Origin of the sequence: Microvirga mediterraneensis (assembly GCF_013520865.1) — a bacterium.
GTDB classification, from domain to species: Bacteria; Pseudomonadota; Alphaproteobacteria; order Rhizobiales; family Beijerinckiaceae; genus Microvirga; species Microvirga mediterraneensis.
Genome location: NZ_JACDXJ010000001.1, coordinates 3,369,523 through 3,391,595 on the forward strand (window position 1 = coordinate 3,369,523; position 22,073 = coordinate 3,391,595).

General features: G+C 66.7%; 16 protein-coding genes. 9 read left to right on the forward strand and 7 right to left on the reverse strand.

What is annotated here, in order from left to right:
- The first annotated feature begins 49 nt into the window (after window positions 1–49).
- On the forward strand, window positions 50–1,936 hold the full coding sequence (locus tag H0S73_RS15865; RefSeq protein WP_181053055.1) for a metallophosphoesterase family protein: 1,887 nt from the start codon (window positions 50–52) through the stop codon (window positions 1,934–1,936).
- Here the strand turns inward: H0S73_RS15865 and H0S73_RS15870 are convergent.
- Window positions 1,830–2,873: an AI-2E family transporter gene (locus H0S73_RS15870; RefSeq protein ID WP_425488228.1), complete on the reverse strand. Its 1,044-nt coding sequence runs from the start codon at window positions 2,871–2,873 to the stop codon at window positions 1,830–1,832. The genes H0S73_RS15865 and H0S73_RS15870 overlap by 107 nt on opposite strands.
- Before the next feature lie 246 nt (window positions 2,874–3,119).
- On the reverse strand, window positions 3,120–4,139 hold the full coding sequence (locus H0S73_RS15875; protein WP_181053057.1) for a patatin-like phospholipase family protein: 1,020 nt from the start codon (window positions 4,137–4,139) through the stop codon (window positions 3,120–3,122).
- Window positions 4,140–4,516: 377 nt separating this feature from the next.
- On the opposite strand from H0S73_RS15875, the gene H0S73_RS15880 reads away from it, so the two are divergent.
- From H0S73_RS15880 to mnhG, 6 genes are read left to right on the forward strand one after another with little or no spacing between them, the layout of a single operon-like run.
- Complete coding sequence (locus tag H0S73_RS15880; RefSeq protein WP_181053058.1) at window positions 4,517–7,453, forward strand: monovalent cation/H+ antiporter subunit A; 2,937 nt, start codon at window positions 4,517–4,519, stop codon at window positions 7,451–7,453.
- On the forward strand, window positions 7,453–7,797 hold the full coding sequence (locus tag H0S73_RS15885; protein WP_181054363.1) for a Na+/H+ antiporter subunit C: 345 nt from the start codon (window positions 7,453–7,455) through the stop codon (window positions 7,795–7,797). The genes H0S73_RS15880 and H0S73_RS15885 overlap by 1 nt, the downstream gene beginning before the upstream one ends.
- Window positions 7,794–9,413, forward strand: coding sequence for a monovalent cation/H+ antiporter subunit D (locus H0S73_RS15890; RefSeq protein WP_181053059.1), 1,620 nt, complete (start codon window positions 7,794–7,796; stop codon window positions 9,411–9,413). Before H0S73_RS15885 ends, H0S73_RS15890 begins: the two co-directional genes overlap by 4 nt.
- On the forward strand, window positions 9,410–9,898 hold the full coding sequence (locus H0S73_RS15895) for a Na+/H+ antiporter subunit E (protein ID WP_181053060.1): 489 nt from the start codon (window positions 9,410–9,412) through the stop codon (window positions 9,896–9,898). The genes H0S73_RS15890 and H0S73_RS15895 overlap by 4 nt, the downstream gene beginning before the upstream one ends.
- Window positions 9,895–10,176: a K+/H+ antiporter subunit F gene (locus H0S73_RS15900; RefSeq protein WP_181053061.1), complete on the forward strand. Its 282-nt coding sequence runs from the start codon at window positions 9,895–9,897 to the stop codon at window positions 10,174–10,176. Before H0S73_RS15895 ends, H0S73_RS15900 begins: the two co-directional genes overlap by 4 nt.
- Window positions 10,173–10,547, forward strand: a complete 375-nt coding sequence (mnhG, locus tag H0S73_RS15905) for a monovalent cation/H(+) antiporter subunit G (RefSeq protein WP_181053062.1) — start codon at window positions 10,173–10,175, stop codon at window positions 10,545–10,547. Before H0S73_RS15900 ends, mnhG begins: the two co-directional genes overlap by 4 nt.
- Window position 10,548: 1 nt before the next feature.
- Here mnhG and H0S73_RS15910 read toward each other — a convergent pair whose 3' ends face one another.
- The 4 genes from H0S73_RS15910 to H0S73_RS15925 all read right to left on the reverse strand — a co-directional run bounded on the left by H0S73_RS15910 (window position 10,549) and on the right by H0S73_RS15925 (window position 19,008).
- A complete protein-coding gene (locus tag H0S73_RS15910) occupies window positions 10,549–10,791 on the reverse strand; it encodes a helix-turn-helix transcriptional regulator (protein WP_181053063.1) in 243 nt (80 codons plus the stop codon).
- A gap of 117 nt (window positions 10,792–10,908) precedes the next feature.
- Entirely contained in the window at window positions 10,909–11,748 is an 840-nt protein-coding gene (locus tag H0S73_RS15915) for an outer membrane protein (RefSeq protein WP_246388960.1), read from the reverse strand.
- 2 nt (window positions 11,749–11,750) lie between these two features.
- Window positions 11,751–16,421, reverse strand: a complete 4,671-nt coding sequence (locus H0S73_RS15920; RefSeq protein WP_181053064.1) for an Ig-like domain-containing protein — start codon at window positions 16,419–16,421, stop codon at window positions 11,751–11,753.
- Window positions 16,422–16,725: 304 nt separating this feature from the next.
- Window positions 16,726–19,008, reverse strand: a complete 2,283-nt coding sequence (locus H0S73_RS15925; RefSeq protein ID WP_181053065.1) for a bifunctional diguanylate cyclase/phosphodiesterase — start codon at window positions 19,006–19,008, stop codon at window positions 16,726–16,728.
- A 198-nt stretch (window positions 19,009–19,206) separates the two neighbouring features.
- Between H0S73_RS15925 and H0S73_RS15930 the strand changes: the two genes are divergently transcribed.
- A complete protein-coding gene (locus tag H0S73_RS15930) occupies window positions 19,207–19,746 on the forward strand; it encodes a hypothetical protein (RefSeq protein WP_181053066.1) in 540 nt (179 codons plus the stop codon).
- An 18-nt stretch (window positions 19,747–19,764) separates the two neighbouring features.
- Here H0S73_RS15930 and H0S73_RS15935 read toward each other — a convergent pair whose 3' ends face one another.
- Entirely contained in the window at window positions 19,765–21,108 is a 1,344-nt protein-coding gene (locus H0S73_RS15935) for a peptidoglycan-binding protein (protein WP_343058386.1), read from the reverse strand.
- Between the two features lie 183 nt (window positions 21,109–21,291).
- On the opposite strand from H0S73_RS15935, the gene H0S73_RS15940 reads away from it, so the two are divergent.
- Complete coding sequence (locus H0S73_RS15940) at window positions 21,292–22,062, forward strand: c-type heme family protein (protein WP_246388962.1); 771 nt, start codon at window positions 21,292–21,294, stop codon at window positions 22,060–22,062.
- Window positions 22,063–22,073: the final 11 nt, after the last annotated feature.

Here is a 22,073-nt window from a genome sequence, read left to right on the forward strand (position 1 = left end):
GCGACGCTTATGATGGCCGCGCGGCCTTTTCAGGCGGCGGGAGATGGCCATGGCGACGAAGTCTCAGCTCACCCAGCCGACGGGGACGACGCAGGAGCCGGCTCCGTTTTCTCCGTCGCCCCTCCTGATCGATCCGCGCAGGGGCGACGTGGAGGACGACCTCGCGAGCACCAAGAGCCGGTCGCTCGTCGCCATCGGCGGGCGGCTCCTGGCGGAAATCAGCATTCCGAAGCTCATCCTGGCGTGGATCATGCTGATCGGCCTTCCGGCCGTTCTTCTGGGGCTCGCGCCCCTGGTAGTCCTGGGATGGGCCGCCAAGCTCACCGGGCAGATGGCGACGGCGCTTGCCGGCTTCTGGCCGCTGCTCATCCTTGCCGGTCTCGCAGCCCTCGCTTGGTTCGGCGGCAGGACCGTGGTGCGCGCGGCGGAACGAAGCTTCTGGTCGCTCAACGCCCTGGCCGTCCAGCCCGTCTATACCCTGTTCCGCGAAGGGCTGCGGCACATCGCCGGCAAGCTCGCCCCCGATCTCCGGCCACGTCGGCTGACGCGCCTCTACGCAATCGCCGCCCTCGGCGGCGGCCTTCTGGTGAGCGTCCTCGCGTGCTCGCTCGTCGTCCTCGCCTGGCCCGCGTCGCGCTGGGTCGGCGACGCGAGGGACCTCCTGGCGCCGCTCCAGCTGATCGTGCCGGCCCTCGCCAACGCGGCCGTCATCATCGGATGCTACGTCACGGGGGCGGCCCTGGTGTGGGCCGTGGCCGATGCGGCCCTGGGACGACCGGCCGATCTCATGGCCTTCGACGACATCCCGTCCGAGTCACGCACGTGGCGCGTCGCGCACCTGTCGGATCTCCATGCGGTCGGCGATCGCTACGGCTTTCGCATCGAGAGTGGGCGCATGGGACCCCGGGGCAACGAGCGGATGCGCCATGTCCTGGACAGGCTGGACGCGGTCCATGGGCGCCAGCCCCTGGACCTCGTTCTGATCACCGGCGACATGACCGACGCCGGCCGCTCCGGCGAATGGGCGGAGTTCATGGAGGCCGTTGCGGATCATCCCGCCTTGGCCGAGCGCCTGCTGATCCTTCCCGGCAACCATGACGTGAACGTGGTCGACCGCGCCAATCCGGCGCGGCTCGAGCTGCCGACGAGCCCCGGCAAGCGCCTGCGCCAACTGCGCACGCTCTCCGTCATGGAGGCCCTGCACGGCGGCAGGGTTCTCTGCTTCGACACCGGGACCGGCCGCCTCGGCCCCAGCTTGAGCGAGCGGCTCGCGCCGCATCGCGACGACATCGCGGCCTTCGCGGACGACGGCGGCATCCGCCGGTCCATCCGGCTGACCCGGATCTGGGACGACGTGTTTCCCATGGTCGTTCCGCCGACGACCGAGGACGGGTTGGGCGTGCTGATCCTCAACTCGAACGCGGAGGCGCATTTCTCCTTCACGAATGCGCTCGGCCTGATCTCGGCCCTCCACGCGAAGGATCTGGCGGCCGCGATGAATCTCTACCCGCGCGCCGGCTGGATCGTGGCGCTGCATCATCATCTGGTGGAATATCCCACGCCCGCGAAAGCGTTCTCCGAGCGCATCGGCACGGCTCTCATCAACGGAACCTGGTTCATCGGGCAGCTTCGCTCCTTCGCCGACCGGATCGTGGTGTTCCATGGGCACCGGCACACCGAATGGATCGGACAATGCGCAGGCGTGCGGATCGTCTCCGCGTCCTCTCCGGTCATGAACGCGCCGCAGAACGGCAGCGTCTCGTTCTTCGTTCATACCCTCGCGGTCAGCGACAGCGCGCTGAAACTCGCCTCCCCTGAGCGCGTCGAGGTCAGGCTTCCGGACGCGACCGGTCGGGAAGGAGCAGTTCCGTCTCCTCCGGCGGACCGAGCAGCATCGCCAGCCACCGGGTCGATGGATCCTGGGCGCAGAAGGTGAGAACCGCGATGGTGATCGGCAGGCCGATGAAGGTGCCCGGCAGGCCCCACAGGAACGTCCAGAGGAAGATCGAGAACAGCACCACGGAAGGAGACATGGCCAGCACGCTTCCGGACAGGCGCGGTTCGATATAGCTGCCGACCACGAACTGGATGACGTTCAGGCAGGCGAAGACCACGATGACGGCCTGCCACGTGTCGAACTCGACCATGGCGAGCAGGGTCGGAAAAAGCGTCGCGATGAACGGGCCGATGAACGGGATGTAGTTCAGCGTGAAGGCGATCACGCCCCATTCCTGCGCGAGCGGCAGGCCGAAGAGCACCGCAAAGGCCCAGACGAGCGCGCCGGTGAGAATGCTCATCAGGGTCCGCACCACCATGTAGCGCCGGATCTTCACGCCGGTTTCCGCGCTCCCGGCCAGCAGGACCCGCGCGATGCGGCGGTTCGGGAGAGCCTCGACTTTCCGGGCCGTCGCCTCGACCTCAAGGAGGCCGAGGATGACATAGACGAGGACGACGAGCCAGAAGCTCAGGGTCGTGTTGACTTGGCTCGTCAGCTTCTGCGTCAGGCCCACGAGCCAGCCGATGTTGAAGTGGTCAGCCCAGAGGCTCGCTACCGCGACACCCTGCTCCTCGAGCCAGAACGCCGTCTGGTTGTAGAGTTCCTGGAACCGGCCCAGGTTGCCCAGGATCCAGCGCCCGACGCGGCTGAACGCCCAGACGATGAGCGACGCGAAGCCGCTGAAGGCCACCACGAGCAACAGGATGCTGACGGCCAGGGCCAGGAGACGCGGGATATAGGTCTGAAGCCGGAACTGGAGCGGCCAGACGAGCGCGATCAGGAACAGCGCGAAGGCGAAAGGCGCGATGACCGCCTCGGCCGCGTAGATCGCGCCCAGCAGGGCCAGGACCACGAGGGTGATCAACGGCCAATGCATCGACCCGGGACGAGAGGGTGTGCGCTGCGCTGCATCCGAGGGAACCTGCGGCCGATCCATGTGGTCTTTCCCGGTTGGGCTTATGCGTCGAGGAGTCATGCTTCCTCGGCGGCCGCCTGTCGTTGTCGGCGCTGCGTCGAGTTCGAGGGACGGCAAGTCCGGGTTCTCGCCTGCAGACCGGATGATGTCCCGATCCCATCTGCAACTCAAGTTTCGTTCATTGCGGAGGGATCGGATGCGCCGGCCTCAGCACTCCGCCAGCAGGACATCCAGGTCCGCCGTGGAACGCTTGCCGATATCGTCGGCGCCGGTCTCCAGGAATTCACTCGCGGCCCGGCGCCCCTCCGTCCGCAGCATCGACACGAACTCCCATTCGCCGTTGAGCTTCGACGACGCGCCGAACCCGGCGAGCATGTCGCTCCTGATCCGGTGCGTCCGCATCCGCGCCCAGCGCGCGCCCTCGCCCGTTCCGGGATCCGCCACCTGGCGCAGGAGCGCGATCATCCGGAGTTCCTTCATCAGGGGAGAGTTGAAGGAGATCTCGTTGAGGCGGTTGAGGATGTCGGCTGCCGTGCGCGGCATCTCCTTGCGCTCGCGCGGGTTGATCTGCACCAGGATGGCGTCGTTCGCGTCGGTCTCGCGCACCAGCGGCGTGATGGTGGGATTGCCCACATAGCCTCCGTCCCAATAGAGCTCGCCGTCGATCTCGATGGCGGCGAACATCGTGGGCAGGCAGGCGGACGCCAGAAGCACGTCGGGCGTGATCTCCCCATTGCGAAAGATGCGACCGCGCCCCGTTCGCACGCTCGTCGCCGTGACGAACAACTGGATCGGCGACGCGCCCAGGCGCTCGAAATCGATGCTCTCGGCCAGGATGTGGCGCAGCGGATTGAAGCCGGAGGGGTTGATGTCGGATGGTGCGAGAAGGCGCGAGGTCAGGTCCATCGCCACATAGGCCGGGGACGTGTCGAGGGTCCAGCGACCCATGAGCCGGTCCAGGGGCGACCGCTGCAGCGGACTGAAGGCCGCGGCCCGCGACACGCGCTCCCAATATCGGTCGAGTGCATGGCGCGCGCCCTCCGCGCCCCCTTCGAGCCAGCCATCCGCCAGCACGGCGGCGTTCATCGCGCCGGCCGACGTGCCGGAGATGCCCGCGATGCGCAGCCAAGGCTCCTCGAGAAGCCGGTCCAGCACACCCCAGGTGAACGCACCGTGAGAGCCCCCGCCCTGAAGGGCCAGATCGACCAGGACAGGCCTCCGTTTCATGGTGCACCTCCGCCGCGCGAGGCCGATCCGGGCCTCTGTCGCGCAACCTGGGCCGTCATCATGCAGGCGGCGGCTGTCGGAATTGGGGCAGCCCGGCGGGTACGGAGGCATCGCGGGTGCGGTGGCTGGGAGGCGCCTCCTGCGTCAAATGGGAACGAGACGGGAGAAAATCGCGAAAAGGCGTCCAGCGCGCTTGGAAACGCGCCATATAAGAACGGGCGTCATGTTTCAGGCAAGGCGGTGTCGCGCCGTCGCCCTGCCGTGATTTTTTCGGCAAAGCTCTTGCAACCCGGCAGTGATGTCAACCATATTGGGCGATATCGCGCAAAAGCCGGAGTTTTGCCCCGCTCCCCACCCGGAAGGAGACCGCCCCACCCATGTCCAGTGGCCTGCCCCTCCTGGCCATCGTCGCCCTTCCTTTCATCGGGAGCCTCGTCGCCACCTTTCTGCGTCAGGACGCACGTAACGGCGCGGCCTTCCTGGCCGGAGCCGTGGCCCTGTGCGGGGCCGTTCTGACGGCCTTCCAGTATCCCGCGGTCGGTCGCGGCGGCGTCCTGCACGCCACCATCCCGTGGATCCCGTCCCTCGGCCTGGACTTCAGCCTGAGGATGGACGGCTTCACGTGGCTGTTCTCCATGCTGGTGACCGGCATCGGCTTCCTGGTGGCGCTCTATGCCCGCTACTACATGTCCCCGGCCGATCCGGTGCCGCGCTTCTTCGCTTTCCTGCTCGCCTTCATGGGCGCCATGCTGGGCATCGTGCTCTCGGGCAACCTGATCCAGTTGGTCTTCTTCTGGGAGCTGACGAGCCTCTTCTCGTTCCTGCTCATCGGCTATTGGCACCACAACGCCAGCGCGCGCGACGGCGCCCGCATGGCGCTCACGGTCACGGCCACGGGCGGCCTGTGCCTGCTCGTCGGCATCCTCCTGCTCGGGCACATCGTGGGCAGCTACGATCTCGACAAGGTGCTCGCGTCCGGCGACCAGGTCCGCGCCAGCAGTCTTTATCTCCCGACCCTGATCCTCGTGCTGCTGGGAGCCCTGACCAAGAGCGCCCAGTTCCCGTTCCATTTCTGGCTGCCGCACGCGATGGCTGCGCCCACTCCCGTTTCGGCCTATCTCCACTCCGCCACGATGGTGAAGGCGGGCGTGTTCCTGCTCACCCTGCTCTGGCCGGTGCTGTCCGGCACGGAAGCCTGGTTCTACATCGTCGTGACGGCTGGCCTCAGCACCCTGCTGCTCGGCGCCTATTCGGCCATCTTCCAGCAGGACCTGAAAGGCTTGCTGGCTTATTCCACCATCAGCCATCTCGGCCTGATCACGCTGCTCCTCGGCCTCGGCAGCCCGCTTGCGGCCGTCGCGGCGATCTTCCACACGATGAACCATGCGACCTTCAAGGCCTCGCTGTTCATGGCCGCTGGCATCATCGACCACGAGACCGGAACCCGCGACATCCGGCGCCTGAGCGGCCTGTTCCGGTTCATGCCGATCACCGCGACCCTCGCCATGGTGGCGGCCGCCGCCATGGCCGGCGTGCCGCTCCTCAACGGCTTCCTGTCGAAGGAAATGTTCTTCGCCGAGGCGGCGGAGTCCCACGTCGATTCGCTTCTCGACGATTCCCTGCCCTATTTCGCCATGCTGGCGAGCGCCTTCAGCGTCGCCTATTCCCTGCGCTTCATTCACGGCGTGTTCTTCGGCCCGCCCCCGACCGACCTGCCGCGCACGCCGCATGAGCCGCCGCACTGGATGCGCTTTCCCATCGAGCTGCTGGTTCTTGTGTGCCTGCTCGTCGGCATCCTTCCGGCCATGACCATCAAGCCCTTCCTGGCGGCGGCGGTTTGGGCGGTCCTCGGCGCGGATACGCCCCAGTACAGCCTTGCCGTCTGGCACGGTTTCAACGAGCCCCTGCTCATGAGCGTGATCGCCCTGGCGGGCGGCATCATCCTGTACTGGATGCTGCAGGGGTATCTCGCCAAGGGCATCGAGGGCCCGCCGCTGGTGCGCCGCCTCAAGGGCCAGCGCATCTTCGAGCGGGTTCTCGTCGAGGTATCGTGGCGATGGGCGCGGTCGCTCGAACGCGTGTTCGGCACGCAGCGCCTCCAGCCGCAGTTGCGCCTGCTGGTCGCCTTCGCGGTCGTCGCCGCCCTCTGGCCGCTCTACCGGCACGGGCTCGAGGTCGGCGCCCGGCCCGACATGGCGTTCGACCCGGCCTTTCTCCTGCTCTGGATCGTCGGCGGCCTGTGCGCCATCGGGGCGGCCCATCAGGCCAAGTTCCACCGCCTCGCCGCCCTCGTCCTCGTCGGCGGCGCGGGCCTCGTCACCTGCATCACCTTCGTGTGGTTCTCGGCCCCCGACCTCGCCATCACCCAGCTCCTCGTCGAGATCGTCACGACGGTGCTGATCCTCCTCGGCCTGCGCTGGCTGCCGAAGCGGATCGAGACGGCGGGCGACGGCTTGGAGATGGGAATCCGCGCGAGGATGCGCCGCGCCCGGGACCTGATGCTGGCGGTGGCGGCCGGCGCGGGCATGTCGCTGATCGCCTATGCGATGCTCACGCGGCCGCTTCCCGACACCGTCTCGCGCTACTTCGTCGAGAACGCCTATGCGGAGGGCGGCGGGCGCAACATCGTCAACGTCATCCTGGTCGACTTCCGCGGCTTCGACACCTTCGGAGAGATCGTCGTCCTGGCCGTCGTGGCCGTCACCGTCTTCTCCCTGCTGCGCCGGTTCCGCCCCGCGCCGGAAAGCGTCGAGGCGCCGGAGCAGCAGCAGGTCCAGGACGCCTACGACACCGCCCGGCCGGACCGGTCGGTCGGCGACACGCTGGCGGATTATCTGACGATCCCGTCGATCGTCATGCAATGGCTGTTTCCGGTCATCGGTATCGTGGCCATCCACCTCTTCCTGCGCGGCCACGACCTGCCGGGCGGAGGCTTCGCGGCCGGCGTCACGATGTCGATCGCGCTGATCCTGCAATACATGGCGGGCGGCACCCGCTGGATCGAGGCGCGGCTGAGAATCCTGCCGATCCGGTGGATGGGCCTCGGCCTGCTCTGCGCGTCCTTCACGGGGCTGGGCGCCCTGCTCTTCGGCTACCCGTTCCTGACCTCGCATTTCCAGTATCTGGACCTGCCGGTCATCGGAAAGGTTCCCGCCGCCTCCGCGCTCCTGTTCGATCTCGGCGTCTTCGCCGTCGTGGTCGGCGCCACGGTGCTCATCCTGATCGCTCTGGCGCACCAATCGCTCCGCGTCCCGCGCGCCGCCCGGCCGCCCGTCCCGGCCGCGACGCCCGACCTGACCAAGGAGAATGCATGATGGAACTCATCTTCGCCCTCGCGGTCGGCATTCTCACCGCCTCCGGCGTGTGGCTGCTGCTGCGCCCGCGCACGTTCCAGGTCATCATCGGCCTGTCCCTCGTCTCCTACGCGGTGAACCTGTTCATCTTCGGCATGGGCCGGCTGCGCGTCGGAGCGCCGCCGGTGCTGGAGAACGTCGAGGCCGTGGATCCGGCGCTCTACGCCGACCCGCTGCCGCAGGCGCTGGTCCTGACCGCCATCGTCATCAGCTTCGCGATGACGGCCCTGTTCCTCGTCGTCCTGCTGGCCTCGCGGGGCCTCACGGGGACCGATCACGTGGACGGACGCGAGGACGTTCGATGAAGGACGCGATGGACCACCTGATCATCGTGCCGATCGTGCTGCCGCTCATCTCCGGCGCGCTGATGCTGCTCCTCGAGGAGCGTAGCCGCTCTCTCAAGGGCGGGATCGGGATCGCCACGACGGTGATCCTGCTGATCGTCTCCCTGGTCCTGCTGCAGCAGGCCGACGAGACGGCTCCGGGAACGGGGCTTCGCACCTATCAGCTCGGCAACTGGCCGGCCCCGTTCGGCATCGTGCTGGTGCTCGACCGGCTCTCGGCCCTCATGCTCGTGCTGACGAGCGTGCTCGGCCTCGCGACGCTGCTCTACGCGCTCGCGCGCTGGCATCGTGCGGGGCCGCGCTTCCATACGATCTTCCAGATCCAGCTCATGGGCCTCAACGGCGCCTTCCTGACCGGCGACCTCTTCAACCTTTTCGTGTTCTTCGAGGTTCTCCTCGCCGCGTCCTACGGTCTCGTCCTGCACGGGGACGGGAAAGCCCGCGTGCGGGCGGGCCTTGCCTATATCGCCATCAACCTCACGGCCTCCCTGCTCTTCCTGATCGGCGCCAGCCTCGCCTATGGCGTGACCGGCACCCTCAACATGGCGGATCTGGCGAGCCGCGTTCCGGGCCTAGCGCCGGGGGACGCGTCGCTCCTGGCGGCCTCGGCGGCGATCCTCGGCACCGCCTTCCTGATGAAGGCGGGCACGTGGCCGCTCAACTTCTGGCTCCCGACCACCTATGCCGCCGCCGCCGCGCCGGCCGCCGCCATGTTCGCCATCATGAGCAAGCTCGGCGTCTATGTGATCCTGCGCCTGTGGAGCCTGGTGTTCGGCCCGGAAGCCGGTTCCCTTGCCGGGTTCGGCGGAGACTGGCTGCTCATGGGCGGCATGCTGACCATCGTGTTCGGCATGGTCGGCGTGCTGGCCTCGCAATCCCTGCCGCGCCTCGCGGGCTGCAGCGTCCTCGTCTCGTCCGGAACTCTCGTGGCCGCCATCGGCCTGGGGAACGGATCCGTCATCGGCTCGGCCCTGTTCTATCTCGTCAGCTCCACCCTGGGCATCGCGGCCCTCTTCCTGCTCGTCGAGCTGGTCGAGCGCCTGCGCGATCCCGGCGCCGACGTGCTGGCCGTGACGATGGAGGTTTACGGCGACAGCGACGAAGAGCTCGAGGCTGAGATCGGCGTGGCGATCCCCGCGACCATCGCGCTCCTGGGCGGCAGCTTCATCGCCTGCGCGCTGCTCCTGGCGGGCCTGCCGCCCCTGTCGGGCTTCGTCGCCAAGTTCGGCATGATGGCCGCCATGCTCAAGACGAACGGCGCCTCGGTCCCGGCCTCGGCCTGGGTGCTCATCGCCCTCCTGACCGTATCGGGGCTGGCGACGCTAATCGCCATGACCCGAAGCGGCATCACGTCCTTCTGGGCCCGCATGAGCGACAGCGTCCCCCGGGTGCGGATCATCGAGATGGCCCCGGTCGTCGCGCTCCTGCTGCTCGCGCTGGGCCTCACCATCGGCGGCGGTCCGGCCATGCGCTACATGGAGGCGACCGCCCAGGCCCTGCAGGCGCCTCAGGGCTACATGTCGGGCGTGCTCTCGCCCCCGAAGGCCGGCGACGGCGCCGCGGAGGCTCGCCCATGAGGTGGTTCCTGCCCTATCCGCTCCTGTCGGCCGCTCTGCTCGCCCTGTGGCTCCTGCTGAACCAGAGCGTTTCGCCCGGCCAGCTCGTCCTCGGCAGCGTCCTGGCGGTCCTCGCCTCCTGGGTCATGGCGGCCCGGCGGCCCGAGAAGCCCCGCATCCGCCGTCCCGGGGCTGTGTTGCGGCTGGCCGGCATGGTCTTCGTCGACATCCTGCGCTCGAACCTCGCCGTCGGGAAGATCATCGTGCGCTCGCGCGAGCCGGGCCTGAATGCCGGCTTCATGACGATCCCGCTGGACATGCGCAGCCGACACGGACTCGCGGTGCTGTCCATCATCATCACGTCGACCCCCGGGACGATCTGGGTGAACTACGACACCGCCAAGGGCACCCTTCTGCTGCACGTGCTGGACCTGGTCGACGAGACCGTCTGGCTGCGGCTCATCAAGGGCCGTTACGAGCGGCTGCTGATGGAGATCTTCGAATGAGTGCCGTCATTCTCGGGTGGGCCGTCACGGGCGCCCAGGTCCTTCTCGGCCTCGCCATGTGCTGCGCCACCTACCGGCTCGTCGTCGGCCCGCGCGCGCAGGACCGGATCCTTGGCCTCGACACGCTCTACGTGAACGCGATGCTGCTGCTGGTGACCTTCGGCATCCGCGCGGGCAGCAGCCTGTATTTCGAGGCGGCGTTGATCATCGGGCTCCTCGGCTTCGTCGCGACCGTGGCGCTCGCCAAGTTCCTCATGCGCGGAGAGGTGATCGAATGAGCATGGCGGAAGGACTTCCGGCCTGGGCGGCCCTGCTGACGGCGTTCCTCGTCCTGCTCGGCGCGGCCGTCACCCTGATCGGTTCGGTCGGGCTCCTGCGGCTCGGCAACTTCTACGCCCGGGTCCATGCCCCCACGCTCGGCACGACTTTCGGCATGGGCTGCATCCTGGCCGCGTCCGCCCTCTGCTTCAGCGTGCTAGAGGCAAAGCCCGTCATTCATGAGATCCTGATCGCCGTGTTCGTCACGCTGACCACGCCGGTGACCCTCATGCTGCTCGCCAGGGCTTCCCTCTACCGCGACAGGACGGAGGGTTCCAGGAACGTTCCGTCGGCCGACGATGTGGAGGACCTGATCCCTCCGAAAAGGTGAGTCAGGCGATGGGCTTGCGAAGCCGCACCCTGGGACCGGCCTCGTCCGACGGGATCAGCATCACGCCGCCACGCTCGAGGGCCGCCACAACCAGGGCCGCCGTCGTCGAGTGGAGATGATGGCGACCGTTTTCGAAATCGCGGATGGTGCTGCGCGAGACCTCCGCCCGCGCGGCGAGCTCCTCCTGGGTCCAGTCCAGAAGTCCGCGGGCGGCGCGGCACTGTTCGGCGAGTAGATGCGGCATTCCGGATGCTCTTGACCGGGCGACTCCAAGTCACCCTTTATGGTTGAACCTAGAGCATCGCCCCCGAAAGTGAAATGCCCCTCGGGATCGGTCCGGAATGCTTGCAGGGATTGTCTCTCAGAACCGGACGTTGATTCCGACGCGGCTGATCCAGCCGTCGTTCCTGAAGCGATAGCTCGCCTGATCACCGGCGCGGGCCAGCGTCAGCGTCTCATCCTGCAGCCGGTAGTACAGCGTCTCGCTCTTGAGCGAGATCGTCTCGGTCAGCCGGTGCTCCGAGCCGGCGCCGACCACGAAGCCCGTCGTCCAGTCGTCGCCGCTCGCCTGCGGGCCCGCGCCCGGCGGGCTCACCGTGATCCGCGCCTCCCGGTCGACCTGCGCCACCGCCAGGCCGCCCGTCACATAGACCAGCGTCTCCTGCACGATCGGCAGCAGGCTCGGCATCGTCAAGCCGACCCGGCCCTTCACGCTCCCGAACCAGTTCATCTGCGAACTCAGGTCCGTGCGCACGCCAAAGCCGCCGTCCGTCGCGATCCCGCTGCGGCTGCGGCCCACGTCCATCGCGGTCAGGTCCGCCTCCAGGCCCGCCACCACGGCGCCGAACTGCCACAGATAGCCGAGCTGCGCCCCGCCGCCGGGGCCGGAGCCGCTCAGGCCCGCCCGCGTCGGCAGCGCATCCGGGCTCACGCCCAGCACGCCCGTGCGCTCCGCCTCGCCGCCGTCGCCGATCCAGGCCCCGTGCACGCCGGCATAGAACCCGCTCCAGCCGATCGCCGCCGGCGCCGCCATCGCAGGCACCGCCGGGCGCGGCAGGTCGGCGGCCAGGGCCGGGCCGGCGATCAGGACGGACAGGGACAACACGAGGCGCTTCATGGGGATCTCCGGAACAGGGCCGCGGACGCGAGGACGGGGGAGCGGGGAAGGAGCCGGGTGGAGCAGGCCCCACCCGGCCGCCATGGTCAAAGGATCACGTCGCTGAAGGTGAACCTGCCGACGATCTTGATCTGGAAGTCGGCCCGGCCGTCGCCGTCGACGTCGCCCATCAGAAGGCCCCGGTCGTAGCGCAGCTCGCCGGCCGTGCCGGTGAAGGCGGCCTTGAGGAAGTGCGTGCTCTCCTTGGAGAACAGGAACGGAGCGTCCGCGCCCGTCCAGGCGAACTTCTGATTGCCCTTGCGCAGCGTGTTGGCGTCGATGTCGCGCAGGTCGATCCTGTCGCGCCCGGACTGGAAGTCGTAGATCACGTCGCGCTGCGACCCGACCTTGCTGTCCTGGACCGCGTTGAAGTCGAACACGTCCCGGCCGGATCCGCCCCACATCTTGTCGCGGCCGAGCCCGCCGGTGATGCGGTCGTTGCCCGCCTCGCCGTTGAGAACGTCGTTGCCGGACCCGCCGTCGAGCCGGTCGTGGCCCGTGCCGCCCCACAGGCTGTCGTTGCCGTCGCCGCCGAGCAGCGTGTCGTGGCCGGACCCGCCCCACAGCCGGTCGTGGCCGGTGCCGCCCTCGAGCCGGTCATGGCCGAGGCCGCCCTCCAGGAGGTCGTGGCCCGAGCCGCCGAAGAGCCAGTCGTGGCCCTCCCCGCCCGACACGGTGTCGTTGCCGTCATCGCCGTAGAGCCAGTCGTTGCCGCCATGCGAGCCGATGTAGTCGTCGCCGCCGCCGCCGTGCAGCGTGTCGTCGTCCGCGCCCAGCACGATATGCTGGCTGGCGCCGTCGCCGAACACCACCTGCGAACCGGCGCCGCCGGTGAGCGTGACGTTGCCGATCACCACGGCGAAGTCGACGTTGTCGAGCTGAAGATGCGTGCCGGAAGGCAGGCCGCTGCCGTCGATCACCAGAGCCGTCATCGGCTGGCCGGGGAGCGTCGGCGTGCCGCTGATCACCAGGGGCTGGCCCGGGGCGGCCATGCTGCCGGGCGCCATCGTGGGCGTGATCGTCTGCACGATCAGCGGCGTGTCGGCGCCGAGGCCGCCGAGGAAGCCCGCCCCGCCCCCTGCGAGCTGGCTCTGATCGGTCGAGCCCGCTTGGGTATGAGCCTGGATCTCCCGGATCAGGTCGGCGAGCGACGAGCCTGCCGTCTTCGGCGCGGACGGGCCCGTGACCTGCAGACCGTAGCCCACCGGAAGCTGCGCCAGCAGCATGGTGCGCCCGCCGGAGGTCACAAGCGGAATGTCGGCATAGCCAGGAACTCCCTCCGACTCGCCGCGCCCTTCCGTCACCACCGGGATCGTGAGCATCCGGCCGGTGCTGCCGTCCGGATAGGTGACCGGGGTCTCCACGACGCTCAGGCCGTCGGTCAGGCGCGTGTCGATGCTGTAGGGCGGCGAGGCGACGGCGGTGGCCGGTGCGTTGCCGGCGGCGTCGCTCCAGCCGGTGCCGACCGTGATCAGGTTGTGGCTGGTGGCCTGGTTTCCGTTCGGGGTCAGGGTGGCGGTGTAGACCCGCGGATCGGTTGCCGACACCGCCAGATTGGAGAGCGTGCCGTTCTCCACCGTCACATCCTCGGCCGCAAAGCCCACCGGCGCTTCCGAGAAGGTGAAGGTGACCACGGCGCTCTGACCCACGGCCAGATGGTCGGAGGACAGCGTGATCGCGACCGTCGGAGGCTGGCTGTCGAGGGTGAAGCTGAGCGCGCCCGACACCGGCGAGACGTTGCCGGCCGCGTCGGTCTGGCGCACGGAGACGGTATGAAGCGCATCCCCCGTGAGGGTGAAGCTGGTGCCCGTGCCGGTCGTCCAGCTCTGGCCGTTATCGGTGGTGTACTGCCAGGAAGCTCCGCTCTCCAGGCCCACGACGGTGACGACGCCGGAATTGGTCAGTCCGTCGCCCTGGAGGCCCCCGTCGATGGCCAGGGATAGGCTCGGCGCCGCCGGAGCGCCGGTATCGAGCTCGTAGGTCAGGCTGGTGACCGGGCCTCTGTTGCCGGCCACGTCCGTCACCATGAATTGCAGCGTGTTGTTCCCGGACGCCAGGGTCACGCCGGTCCATTGCAGGAAGGTCCCGCTGACCAAGGAGGTGATGTTGGCGAAGGTCTGGCCGCCATCCACCGAGCCCCACAGAACATCGCCCGCGGCCAGCGCGCTGGACAGGGTTGCGGACACGGTCTGGACCGCGACCGAGGTGACGAGATCGGTGTTCGAGACGCCTGTATCGGCCGAGAGCACCACCCCGTCGACGGTGGTCGACGGCGGCGTGGTATCGAGCACGTAGGCGCGCGACAGGACCACGCTGTCGTTGCCGGCCCGATCGGTGACCTTCACGATCAGCGTGTCGCTGCCGGTGAGCGTCTGCCCGGTCAGAGACCACGCGCGCGAGTTGACGTTCGTGAGAGCGGCGGTCCACGTCGCGCCGTTGTTCAAGGAGACGTAGACGGTGTCGCCGGGCTCGAGATCGGCCGACAGCGTGCCGGCGAGGGTCTGCGCCGCCGTTCTGGTGATGAGATCCGCCGACGACGTGCCGGTATCGGCCGAGAAGGCGACGCTGACTGCGGTGTTCGCAGGGGCGGTGGTGTCGAGCACATAGTCCTGCAAGAACACGGGGCCGCTGTTGCCGGCCGCATCCTCGACCCTGACCAGCAGGGTGTTGCTGCCCGGGAGCAAGGCGCCGTTCAGGCTCCAGTTCGTGCTGCCGGGGATATTCTGGGCGAAGTCCCAAGAGAGACCGTTGTCGAGCGAGACAAGGACGATGTCGCCCGCCTGGGTGGGGCGGTCCAGAGTGCCGAGGATGGTCTGCGTCGCGCTGTTGGTCACGAAGTCGCTGCTCGACAAGCCGGTGTCGTTCGAGAACGACAGGCTCGTGACCGCCCCCGGCGCCGTACGGTCGATCGTCACCGACAGGCTGCCGGACAATGGACTGTTATTGCCGGCAGCGTCGGTCGCCCTCGCGGTGATCGTGTGCGTCCCCTCAGACAGCACGCTGGTCGTCACCGACCAGCTGCCGTCGCTCAGGGCCGTCGTGCTTCCGATCGCATTGCCCTGGGAATCGTACAGGATGACCGTCGCGCCGCCTTCGACGGCGCCGGCCGTGCCGAAGAAGGTCGGCGTGTTGTTGTTGGTGATGTTGTCGAAATTATAAACGCCGCTGTCGCTGGCGGCCGACAGATCCGGCACGGCCGGCGCAGCGGGCGCCTTGGTGTCGAAGGCGAGGGACGGAGTGGTGCCGGCGGCGCCCGCATTGCCGGCAGCATCCACATAGGAGGCGCCCGGGACCGTGATGCTGACGCTGCCGTTGTTCGTGTCCGCATTCGGCGTGAACACGGCGGTCCGCACCAGACCCGAGCCCGAGAGCGCAGACAGGGTGCCGCCGGCGACCACGATGTCCCCGCTGCTGCCGCTCCAGGTGAAGGTGCCGCCCGGGTCCTCGCTGAACGTGAAGGTGATGATGGCGGTCTCGCCGATTTTAAGGAACGGCTTGTCGCTGGTGATGCTCAGCGTGGGTGCCTTGGTGTCGAAGGTGATCGACGGGGTGTCGCCGGCGGCACCGGCATTGCCGGCCGAATCCGTATAAGAGCCGGCCGTGACCGTGATGCTGGCGCTGCCGCTGTCGTTGTTCGCATTCGGCGTGAAGGTCGCCGTACGCACATTGCCCGAGCCTGAGAGCCCCGACAGGGTCCCGCCGGAGATCACGAGATCGTCGGCGGTGAAGCTCGTCCCCGGATCCTCGCTGAAGGTGAACGTTATGGTTGCCGTCTGGCCGGCTTTCAGGAACGCCACGTTGCTGGTGATGCTCACCGTGGGCGCGATGGTATCGACGAAGATGGCCTTGTTCGCACCGAGCGAGCCGGCCGCGCCGGGAGCCGGAAGCGTCAGGGTGGCGTTCAGCGAGTTGCCGGCGAGCTTGATGCTGGCGCCGTTCAACTGCAACGCGTTGCTGGCCGCATAGTCGAGATCGGCGCTGGTATCGCCGGCCTGCACGGTATAGGCGAAAGTCAGGGTATTGCTGCCGCCGCCGCTGACATAGGTGGCCGTGCGATCGGTGGTGCCGGTCTCGAGAAGCAGCGTCGGCACCCCACCCGCCGTGCTGACGTCGACCGCCTGGTCGAAGGTGACCGTCACGGTGATCACGTCGCCGGCCTTGTAGCCCTCATTCGCATCGGGCGAAGAAACGGAGACGACGACCGGAGCGGTCGGGGGTGGCGGGAAATCCGTGTCGACGACGAAGTTGTCGAGCCAGAAGCTCGAATAAGGATTCTGCGTGCTCTCCGGGGCGGCGTTATCCGTAATCACGAGCTTCTGCATGACGCCGGACGCCGGCATCGGGTATCCGTCGATCTGGTGCTTGTAGCTCCATTGCCCGTTCCAATAATAATTTTGGAGCAAATCTGTATCTGAGATCGATATGCCGCCGAAATTCAGGGACGGAGGCCAGCCGTTCACATTGTACGGGTCCGCCTGATAGTTGATGATGAAGTCGTTGAACTGGAGCGCCCCGCCCGTCACGCTGGTGACTTCGATCCTGAACTGGCTGCCGGCATAAGCAGGATCTTCGGAAAAGCTCAGGCGACCGCTACTGACGTTGAAAGACCAGTTCCCTTCGGCGAAGACGGCAAACCGCAATCCGCCGACCACGACGACGCCATCAGACCCGTCTGGATCCGTGACCGGGCCCTCGAAATCAATTGTCCTGTAAGCCATCGCTGCCCCCTCACCTTCTGCGTGCCCCATCGGATATGGATCCTCTCGGAGCCGGTGGACCAAGGGCGCATCTCGTAATTACGTTTCACATATTGGGAATTGCCCGCTACGATGCAGGTATCGGCAGGCAAATCTTGAGCCGATAAGCTCAATTTCCGTTGCGGAACCTGCTCGACACCGAGGCTAAGTGTCAATGCAGCGAGGCTTAAATTCTTAACGATATCGCGAAAATCAACAGGAGTGTTGCATTTGTGTGCTCTGTTTCAGGGCTGAGCACGCCCCGTCATCGGCTTCAGGTCAGTGCTCAAGCGACCGCCCGCACGCCCTCCTGCTCGTCCCGCGTCCTCGGCTGGGGCTTCTGGGCGTCGGCGATGAAGGCTGCAATGGCCTCGCGGGGCATGGGCTTGGCGATGAGGTAGCCCTGGGCCTGGGAGGCGCCGGCCAGGCGCAGCGCATTGAGCTGCTCTTCCGTCTCGACGCCCTCGGCCGTCGTGCTCATTCTCAGGTCCTTCGCAAGGCCGATGGTCGCCTTGATGATGGCGCGGCTGTCGGACGAGTCGAGCATGCTGCGCACGAAGGACTGGTCGATCTTGATCTTGTCGAAGGGAAAGCTTCTCAGATAGCTCATCGAGGCATAGCCGGTGCCGAAATCGTCGAGGGCGATCGAGACGCCCAGGGCCTTGAGCCGCTTCAGGGTGGCGGTGGCTTCCTCCGTGAGCTTGACGGATTCCGTGATTTCCAGGACGAGGCGCTGGGCCGGCATGCCGGAGATGTCCAGGGCCTTCTTGACGCTGGCGAACACGTCCCGGTTCCTGAACTGCACCGGCGAGAGATTGACCGCGACCTTCAGCGGCTGCTCCCAGGACATGGCGGTCGCGCAGGCATCCTCGAGGATCCAGTCGCCGATGGGGCCGATGAGGCCCGATTCCTCGGCGGCCGGAACGAATTGCAGCGGCGAGATCATCCCCTTCGACGGGTGCTTCCAGCGCACCAGGGCCTCGCAGCCCCACATCCGGTTGGTCGCCAGGTCGAGGATCGGCTGGTAGAACAGCTCGAACTCGCCATTGTCGTGGGCGTTCCTCAGGGCCCCCTCGAGGGCGCGGCGCTCCGCCCTCGTATCCTTGATGTCCGCGTCGTAGAGCCGGTAGCTGCTGCTCGTATCCGACTTGGCCGCATAGAGCGCGACATCGGCGGCCTTCATCAGATCGTTCGAGGTCTTGCCGTCGGTTGACGCGATGGCGGCGCCGATGGACAGGCCGATTTCGATCTCCGTGTTGCTGGCCGTGCACGGGACCTGCATGGCGGCCTGGATCGTCGCGATGAAATCCACGACCTGCTGCCGGTTCCGGATCGGCCGCTGGATGATCGCGAACTCGTCGCCGCCGATGCGGGCGATGAAATCGGTCTTGCGGAGACGCTCGCGCAGGCGTCGCGCGACGGCCTGGACGATCTCGTCCCCGACCCCGTGACCATGATTGTCGTTGATGTCCTTGAACCGGTTGAGATCGATGAGATGCAGCGCGAAGTCCGTATTGGAGCGCTGGGCGGCGGCGAATGTCCGCTTCAGGTTCTCGACGAAGAGCAGCCGGTTGGGGAGCTTGGTCAGGACATCGTGACGCGACAGGTAGCTCTCGCTGGCCGCCCGCAGGATGCCGGTTCTCACGTGCCGAAGGCCGAGCAGGCTCGCCGCCTCGATCCCGATATCCATCATGTAGGCGAAGAACGCGATCAGGCGGCTTTCGAGCCGCCGTCCCGCCATGAGTTCCGCCACGGTGCGGCTCACCGCGATGCCGCCCGGATAATGGGCGAGCGGGTGAAGCGCGACCACCCGCTCCTTGCGGTCGATCCAGCTGACATCGCGGATGATGGTCGGGACGTTCTTGCCGATCAGACGCTGCAGGGGCGTGTTGGGCCGCCAGATGCGGCGCCCGAGCGCGCGCTCGGAAATCGGGCAATGGGTGAGGATGATCCCGTCGCGCCGATACAGCGTGATCGCCAGCGAAAGGGTCCTCAGATGGTCCTTGAAGACCCTTTCGAAATGGCCGAGATCGATGGTGGACACGACGAGGCCGAGAAACTTGCCCTCGGAATCCTCGATCTTCCGGGCAAGCGACAGAACCTTCTTGCCGGTGGCGAGGATCCGCATCGGCTCGCCCAGATAGAGAGTGAGCGACGGATCCGTCGCGAGGGCGCGGTAATAGGACGTGTCCCTGACATAGATCGGATCGGACATCGGTCGCGGCGACGAGGAGCCTACGATCCGCCCCCGGGCATTGACGAAGTCGATGCGGACGATCTGGGACAGGGAATGGCACGCGCCGACCAGAACGGCCTTCGTGGCCTGCGAGGCCGCGAACCCGTCGAACTCATGCGATTGGAGGCAGTTCTGCGGGATCCGGCCCACCACGTCCCGCAGGACGTTCTCGATGGATTGAAAGACGGCATCCGTCCGCTCCTGAAGGGACAGGGCGAGGTTCGCCAGATCGCCCTCGGCTCTCGCGAGATCGTCGTCGTAACCCCGCGCGAAGAGGAACGCGACGCCAATGATCCCCATCGTCGCCGTCAGGATGCTGAGAAAAATGATCATATAAGCGGGCACAACGGGTTTCGATCCGAGCTCTCGGGCGACGATCTCCGCCAGATTTCGCCGGAAGTCGTCGTTAATCCGTTAACTCCGGCAGGAATTGTGTCCGGGTGGATCGAAAAAGGCCAAGCTTCGGTTGGCGAGACGCCCGCCATGGCCATTCCGGGTCGATGGTGGAGGCGATTGCGGCGTGATACATTGATGGAAGCCGACCGCGCCCGGATGGACCTTCAGGGTCCTACGCCCGAGCGCATCGCGCAGCCCTTAAAAGGGATCGACCCGATGACCAAGACCGTCACGTCCCTCTTTCACGGCGAGCATCATGCCAACGACGCGGCAAGCCGCCTGAAGCAGGCCGGCATTCCGGCGAACGCCATCGACATCTGGACGACCCCGCACAACCTGGCGCCTCTCCTAGAGGATCTGGGCGTGTCGCGCTCCGATGCTCATGCGTATGCAGAGGGTGTGATCCGGGGCGGCACCGTCGTCATCGTGAAATGCGACGCGTCCGAAGTCGGGACCGTCGTCGGCATTCTTGACCAGGAAGGCGTGCTGGATCTCGACGAGCAGCAGGCGGCGTGGCGCTCGGAAGGATGGAAGGGACCCGGCGCGGGACAGGGCGGCGAACTGACGGAACCGCCCGAGGCCAGCCGGGAAACGGCAGATGCGGATCGGTCCGAAGTTGTCGTCCAGGGACGGATCCGCATTCAATCCTTCCGGGTGGAACGCCCCGAGCGATAGAGCGCTGCCGACGGACGCTCACTGCGCCCCCTTGGGAAGAAGCGCATCGAACTGCTCGGCCGTCAGGTAGCCCGTGACGGCTGCGTTGCGGCTTTTCTGGTAGCCCATGATCGCTTCCCTGGTGAGCGGACCCATGATGGCGTCGAGCGGCCCGGTATAGAGGCCAAGGTCGCGGAGCCGCTGCTGGATCAGGCGGCGCTGTTTCTGCCCGAGCTGCGCATCGTCGACGGGCGAGGCAACAGAGGCATGCCGCAAGTCTTCCGCCTGGGCGGCCGCGATCTGGGCCTGGGCCTCGACCCGCCGGGCTTCCTGCTTGGCCCGCTCCGCATCGGCCTGAGCCTTCTCGACATCGGCCTGGGCCTTCTTGGCATCCGCCTGTGCCTTCAAAACCTCGGCCTGCGCCCGCTCGGCTCGAAGCTGCTCATCGCGAGCGCGCGCCTCAGCCTGCTCGCGCGCTCGGCGCTCCGCCTCCAGCTTCCCATCGGGCTCCTCGCTCTTCTGGACGGACGATACCGGCTGCGGGGTGATCGATGCGACCGGCCGCTCGATGGCCGAGGGAGCTGGCGCAGGTTTGGTCAGGCTGACATCATCCACGCGCCCGAACACGGCCCCCATGCCTCCGCTCGCGGCAACCTTGATCAGGTCGTTGAGCGAGGGGCCTGGCTGCTGAAGGAGCTTGGCCACCGCTTCCGCCGCCTGCTCCGCTGCGGCGTCGATGCGCGAAACCGGAATGCGGGCCGAACTGGAGAAGACCGTGACGGCATTCTTCGGGACGTCGCTGGTGAATTGCGGCCTCGCATCCAGCCCCTCGATGGGGCTCTCGAAACTCGGCGACGTCATGAAGAAGAACACGCCGCCGGTCTGAGCCCGTCCGACGATCTGCGCAATGTTCGTCGTCGAGAGCGCACGCGACAGCAGGTCGGCCGCCCGGCCGATTTCTGTGTTCGTCGTCAGAAAGAAGGTCTGGCCGCCCCACGATACGCCGTGCCCGATCAGCATGGCGAAGGCCAGATCGGCTCCTTCCGCCTTCGCGGCGAAATCCCGCAGATTGGCCCGGGCCATCGCGTTGCTTGGATTGGGGCTGACGATCACCTCGAAGCCGTGTGCCTTGAGGGCTTCCGCGATCTCGCTTCCACGCTTTGCGCCGACGCTGGACTTCGGCATCTTCTGATAATCTTCCGCCACTAGGACTAAAGCGACACGTCCGGCGGCCTGCGCGGAGACGACGCTCGCCAGCAGCAAGGAAATCGCGAAGGTTACGCTCCCGATGAGGAGTATCGCGCATGTCCTCCCAAGCTGTCCCCGTGTGCTCTTGCGCACAGAGGATAGCCCCGCCACCCTGCCTGCTTGACCGAAATGCATGGCACGTCTCCAAGACTTGCACTAATATGAAATTCGGTAGTCGTGACGCGAACTAACCTCACCAGCCGTTGGAGATCTCCCGTGGGATTACGGCTAAAATTCAACATCATTCTCGCCGTTTGCTATCTGATAGGGCTCGGCTTATCGATTTATCCATTTTATCAAATCTCCCGGCGAGAAGCCATGGAACAGCTGCAGTCGCAGATCGATGTTCTGCGGGCTCAGGCGCTTTCCATTCGTCGCTATACCTCGGAAGAGATACAGCCGCTCCTGGCGGAACATTCGAGCGTACAGTTCCTGCCGCAGACGGTTCCATCGTTCTCCGCCCAGACGACGTTCCGCAACTTCCGGGGCTTCTACCCGCAATTCTTCTACAAGGAAGCCGCGCTCAACCCGACCAATCCGGCGGATCTCGCGCGCGACTGGGAACGCGAGCTGATTGAGAAGCTTCGCGCCAATCCCGACCTGACCAAGGACATCAGCTTCCAGACGATCGACAATCGCTCCCACTACACGGCGACCTATCCTCTCGTGATCAAGGACGAGTCCTGCCTGACCTGCCACTCGACGCCGGACAGGGCGCCGACATCGATGGTGGCCCTCTACGGCAACAAGAGCGGCTTCGGTTGGAAGCTCAACGAGACCATCGGGGCGCAGATCATCTCCGTTCCCATGGATATCGCGGAAGGATCGGTCTGGCGGAACCTCGGCTTGTTCGTCGGCACGTCGAGCGTCATCTTCCTGGTCCTGCTGGTGCTGCTCAACATCCTGCTGAACCGGTACGTGATCAGCCCGGTGACCCGGATGGCGAAGACCGCGGAAGCCGTCAGCATGGGCGATGCGACCATCGCCGAGTTCGAATATCCCGGCTCGGACGAAATTGCGTCTCTCTCCCGTTCCTTCAACCGCATGCGCAGGAGCCTGGATAGCGCATTGAAGATGCTCGAAAAGTGATCGCCACGATT

Bases quoted from the DNA above. Each gene is read 5' to 3' on its own strand.
- H0S73_RS15915 (WP_246388960.1), bottom strand. From the start codon at position 11,748: ATGGCGGCCGGGTGGGGCCTGCTCCACCCGGCTCCTTCCCCGCTCCCC.
- H0S73_RS15910 (WP_181053063.1), bottom strand. From the start codon at position 10,791: ATGCCGCATCTACTCGCCGAACAGTGCCGCGCCGCCCGCGGACTTCTG.
- H0S73_RS15870 (WP_425488228.1), bottom strand. From the start codon at position 2,873: ATGCATTGGCCGTTGATCACCCTCGTGGTCCTGGCCCTGCTGGGCGCG.
- H0S73_RS15885 (WP_181054363.1), top strand. From the start codon at position 7,453: ATGGAACTCATCTTCGCCCTCGCGGTCGGCATTCTCACCGCCTCCGGC.
- H0S73_RS15900 (WP_181053061.1), top strand. From the start codon at position 9,895: ATGAGTGCCGTCATTCTCGGGTGGGCCGTCACGGGCGCCCAGGTCCTT.
- H0S73_RS15940 (WP_246388962.1), top strand. From the start codon at position 21,292: ATGGAACAGCTGCAGTCGCAGATCGATGTTCTGCGGGCTCAGGCGCTT.
- H0S73_RS15890 (WP_181053059.1), top strand. From the start codon at position 7,794: ATGAAGGACGCGATGGACCACCTGATCATCGTGCCGATCGTGCTGCCG.
- H0S73_RS15865 (WP_181053055.1), top strand. From the start codon at position 50: ATGGCGACGAAGTCTCAGCTCACCCAGCCGACGGGGACGACGCAGGAG.
- H0S73_RS15935 (WP_343058386.1), bottom strand. From the start codon at position 21,108: ATGCATTTCGGTCAAGCAGGCAGGGTGGCGGGGCTATCCTCTGTGCGC.
- H0S73_RS15925 (WP_181053065.1), bottom strand. From the start codon at position 19,008: ATGATCATTTTTCTCAGCATCCTGACGGCGACGATGGGGATCATTGGC.
- H0S73_RS15895 (WP_181053060.1), top strand. From the start codon at position 9,410: ATGAGGTGGTTCCTGCCCTATCCGCTCCTGTCGGCCGCTCTGCTCGCC.
- H0S73_RS15875 (WP_181053057.1), bottom strand. From the start codon at position 4,139: ATGAAACGGAGGCCTGTCCTGGTCGATCTGGCCCTTCAGGGCGGGGGC.
- mnhG (WP_181053062.1), top strand. From the start codon at position 10,173: ATGAGCATGGCGGAAGGACTTCCGGCCTGGGCGGCCCTGCTGACGGCG.
- H0S73_RS15880 (WP_181053058.1), top strand. From the start codon at position 4,517: ATGTCCAGTGGCCTGCCCCTCCTGGCCATCGTCGCCCTTCCTTTCATC.
- H0S73_RS15920 (WP_181053064.1), bottom strand. From the start codon at position 16,421: ATGGCTTACAGGACAATTGATTTCGAGGGCCCGGTCACGGATCCAGAC.
- H0S73_RS15930 (WP_181053066.1), top strand. From the start codon at position 19,207: ATGGAAGCCGACCGCGCCCGGATGGACCTTCAGGGTCCTACGCCCGAG.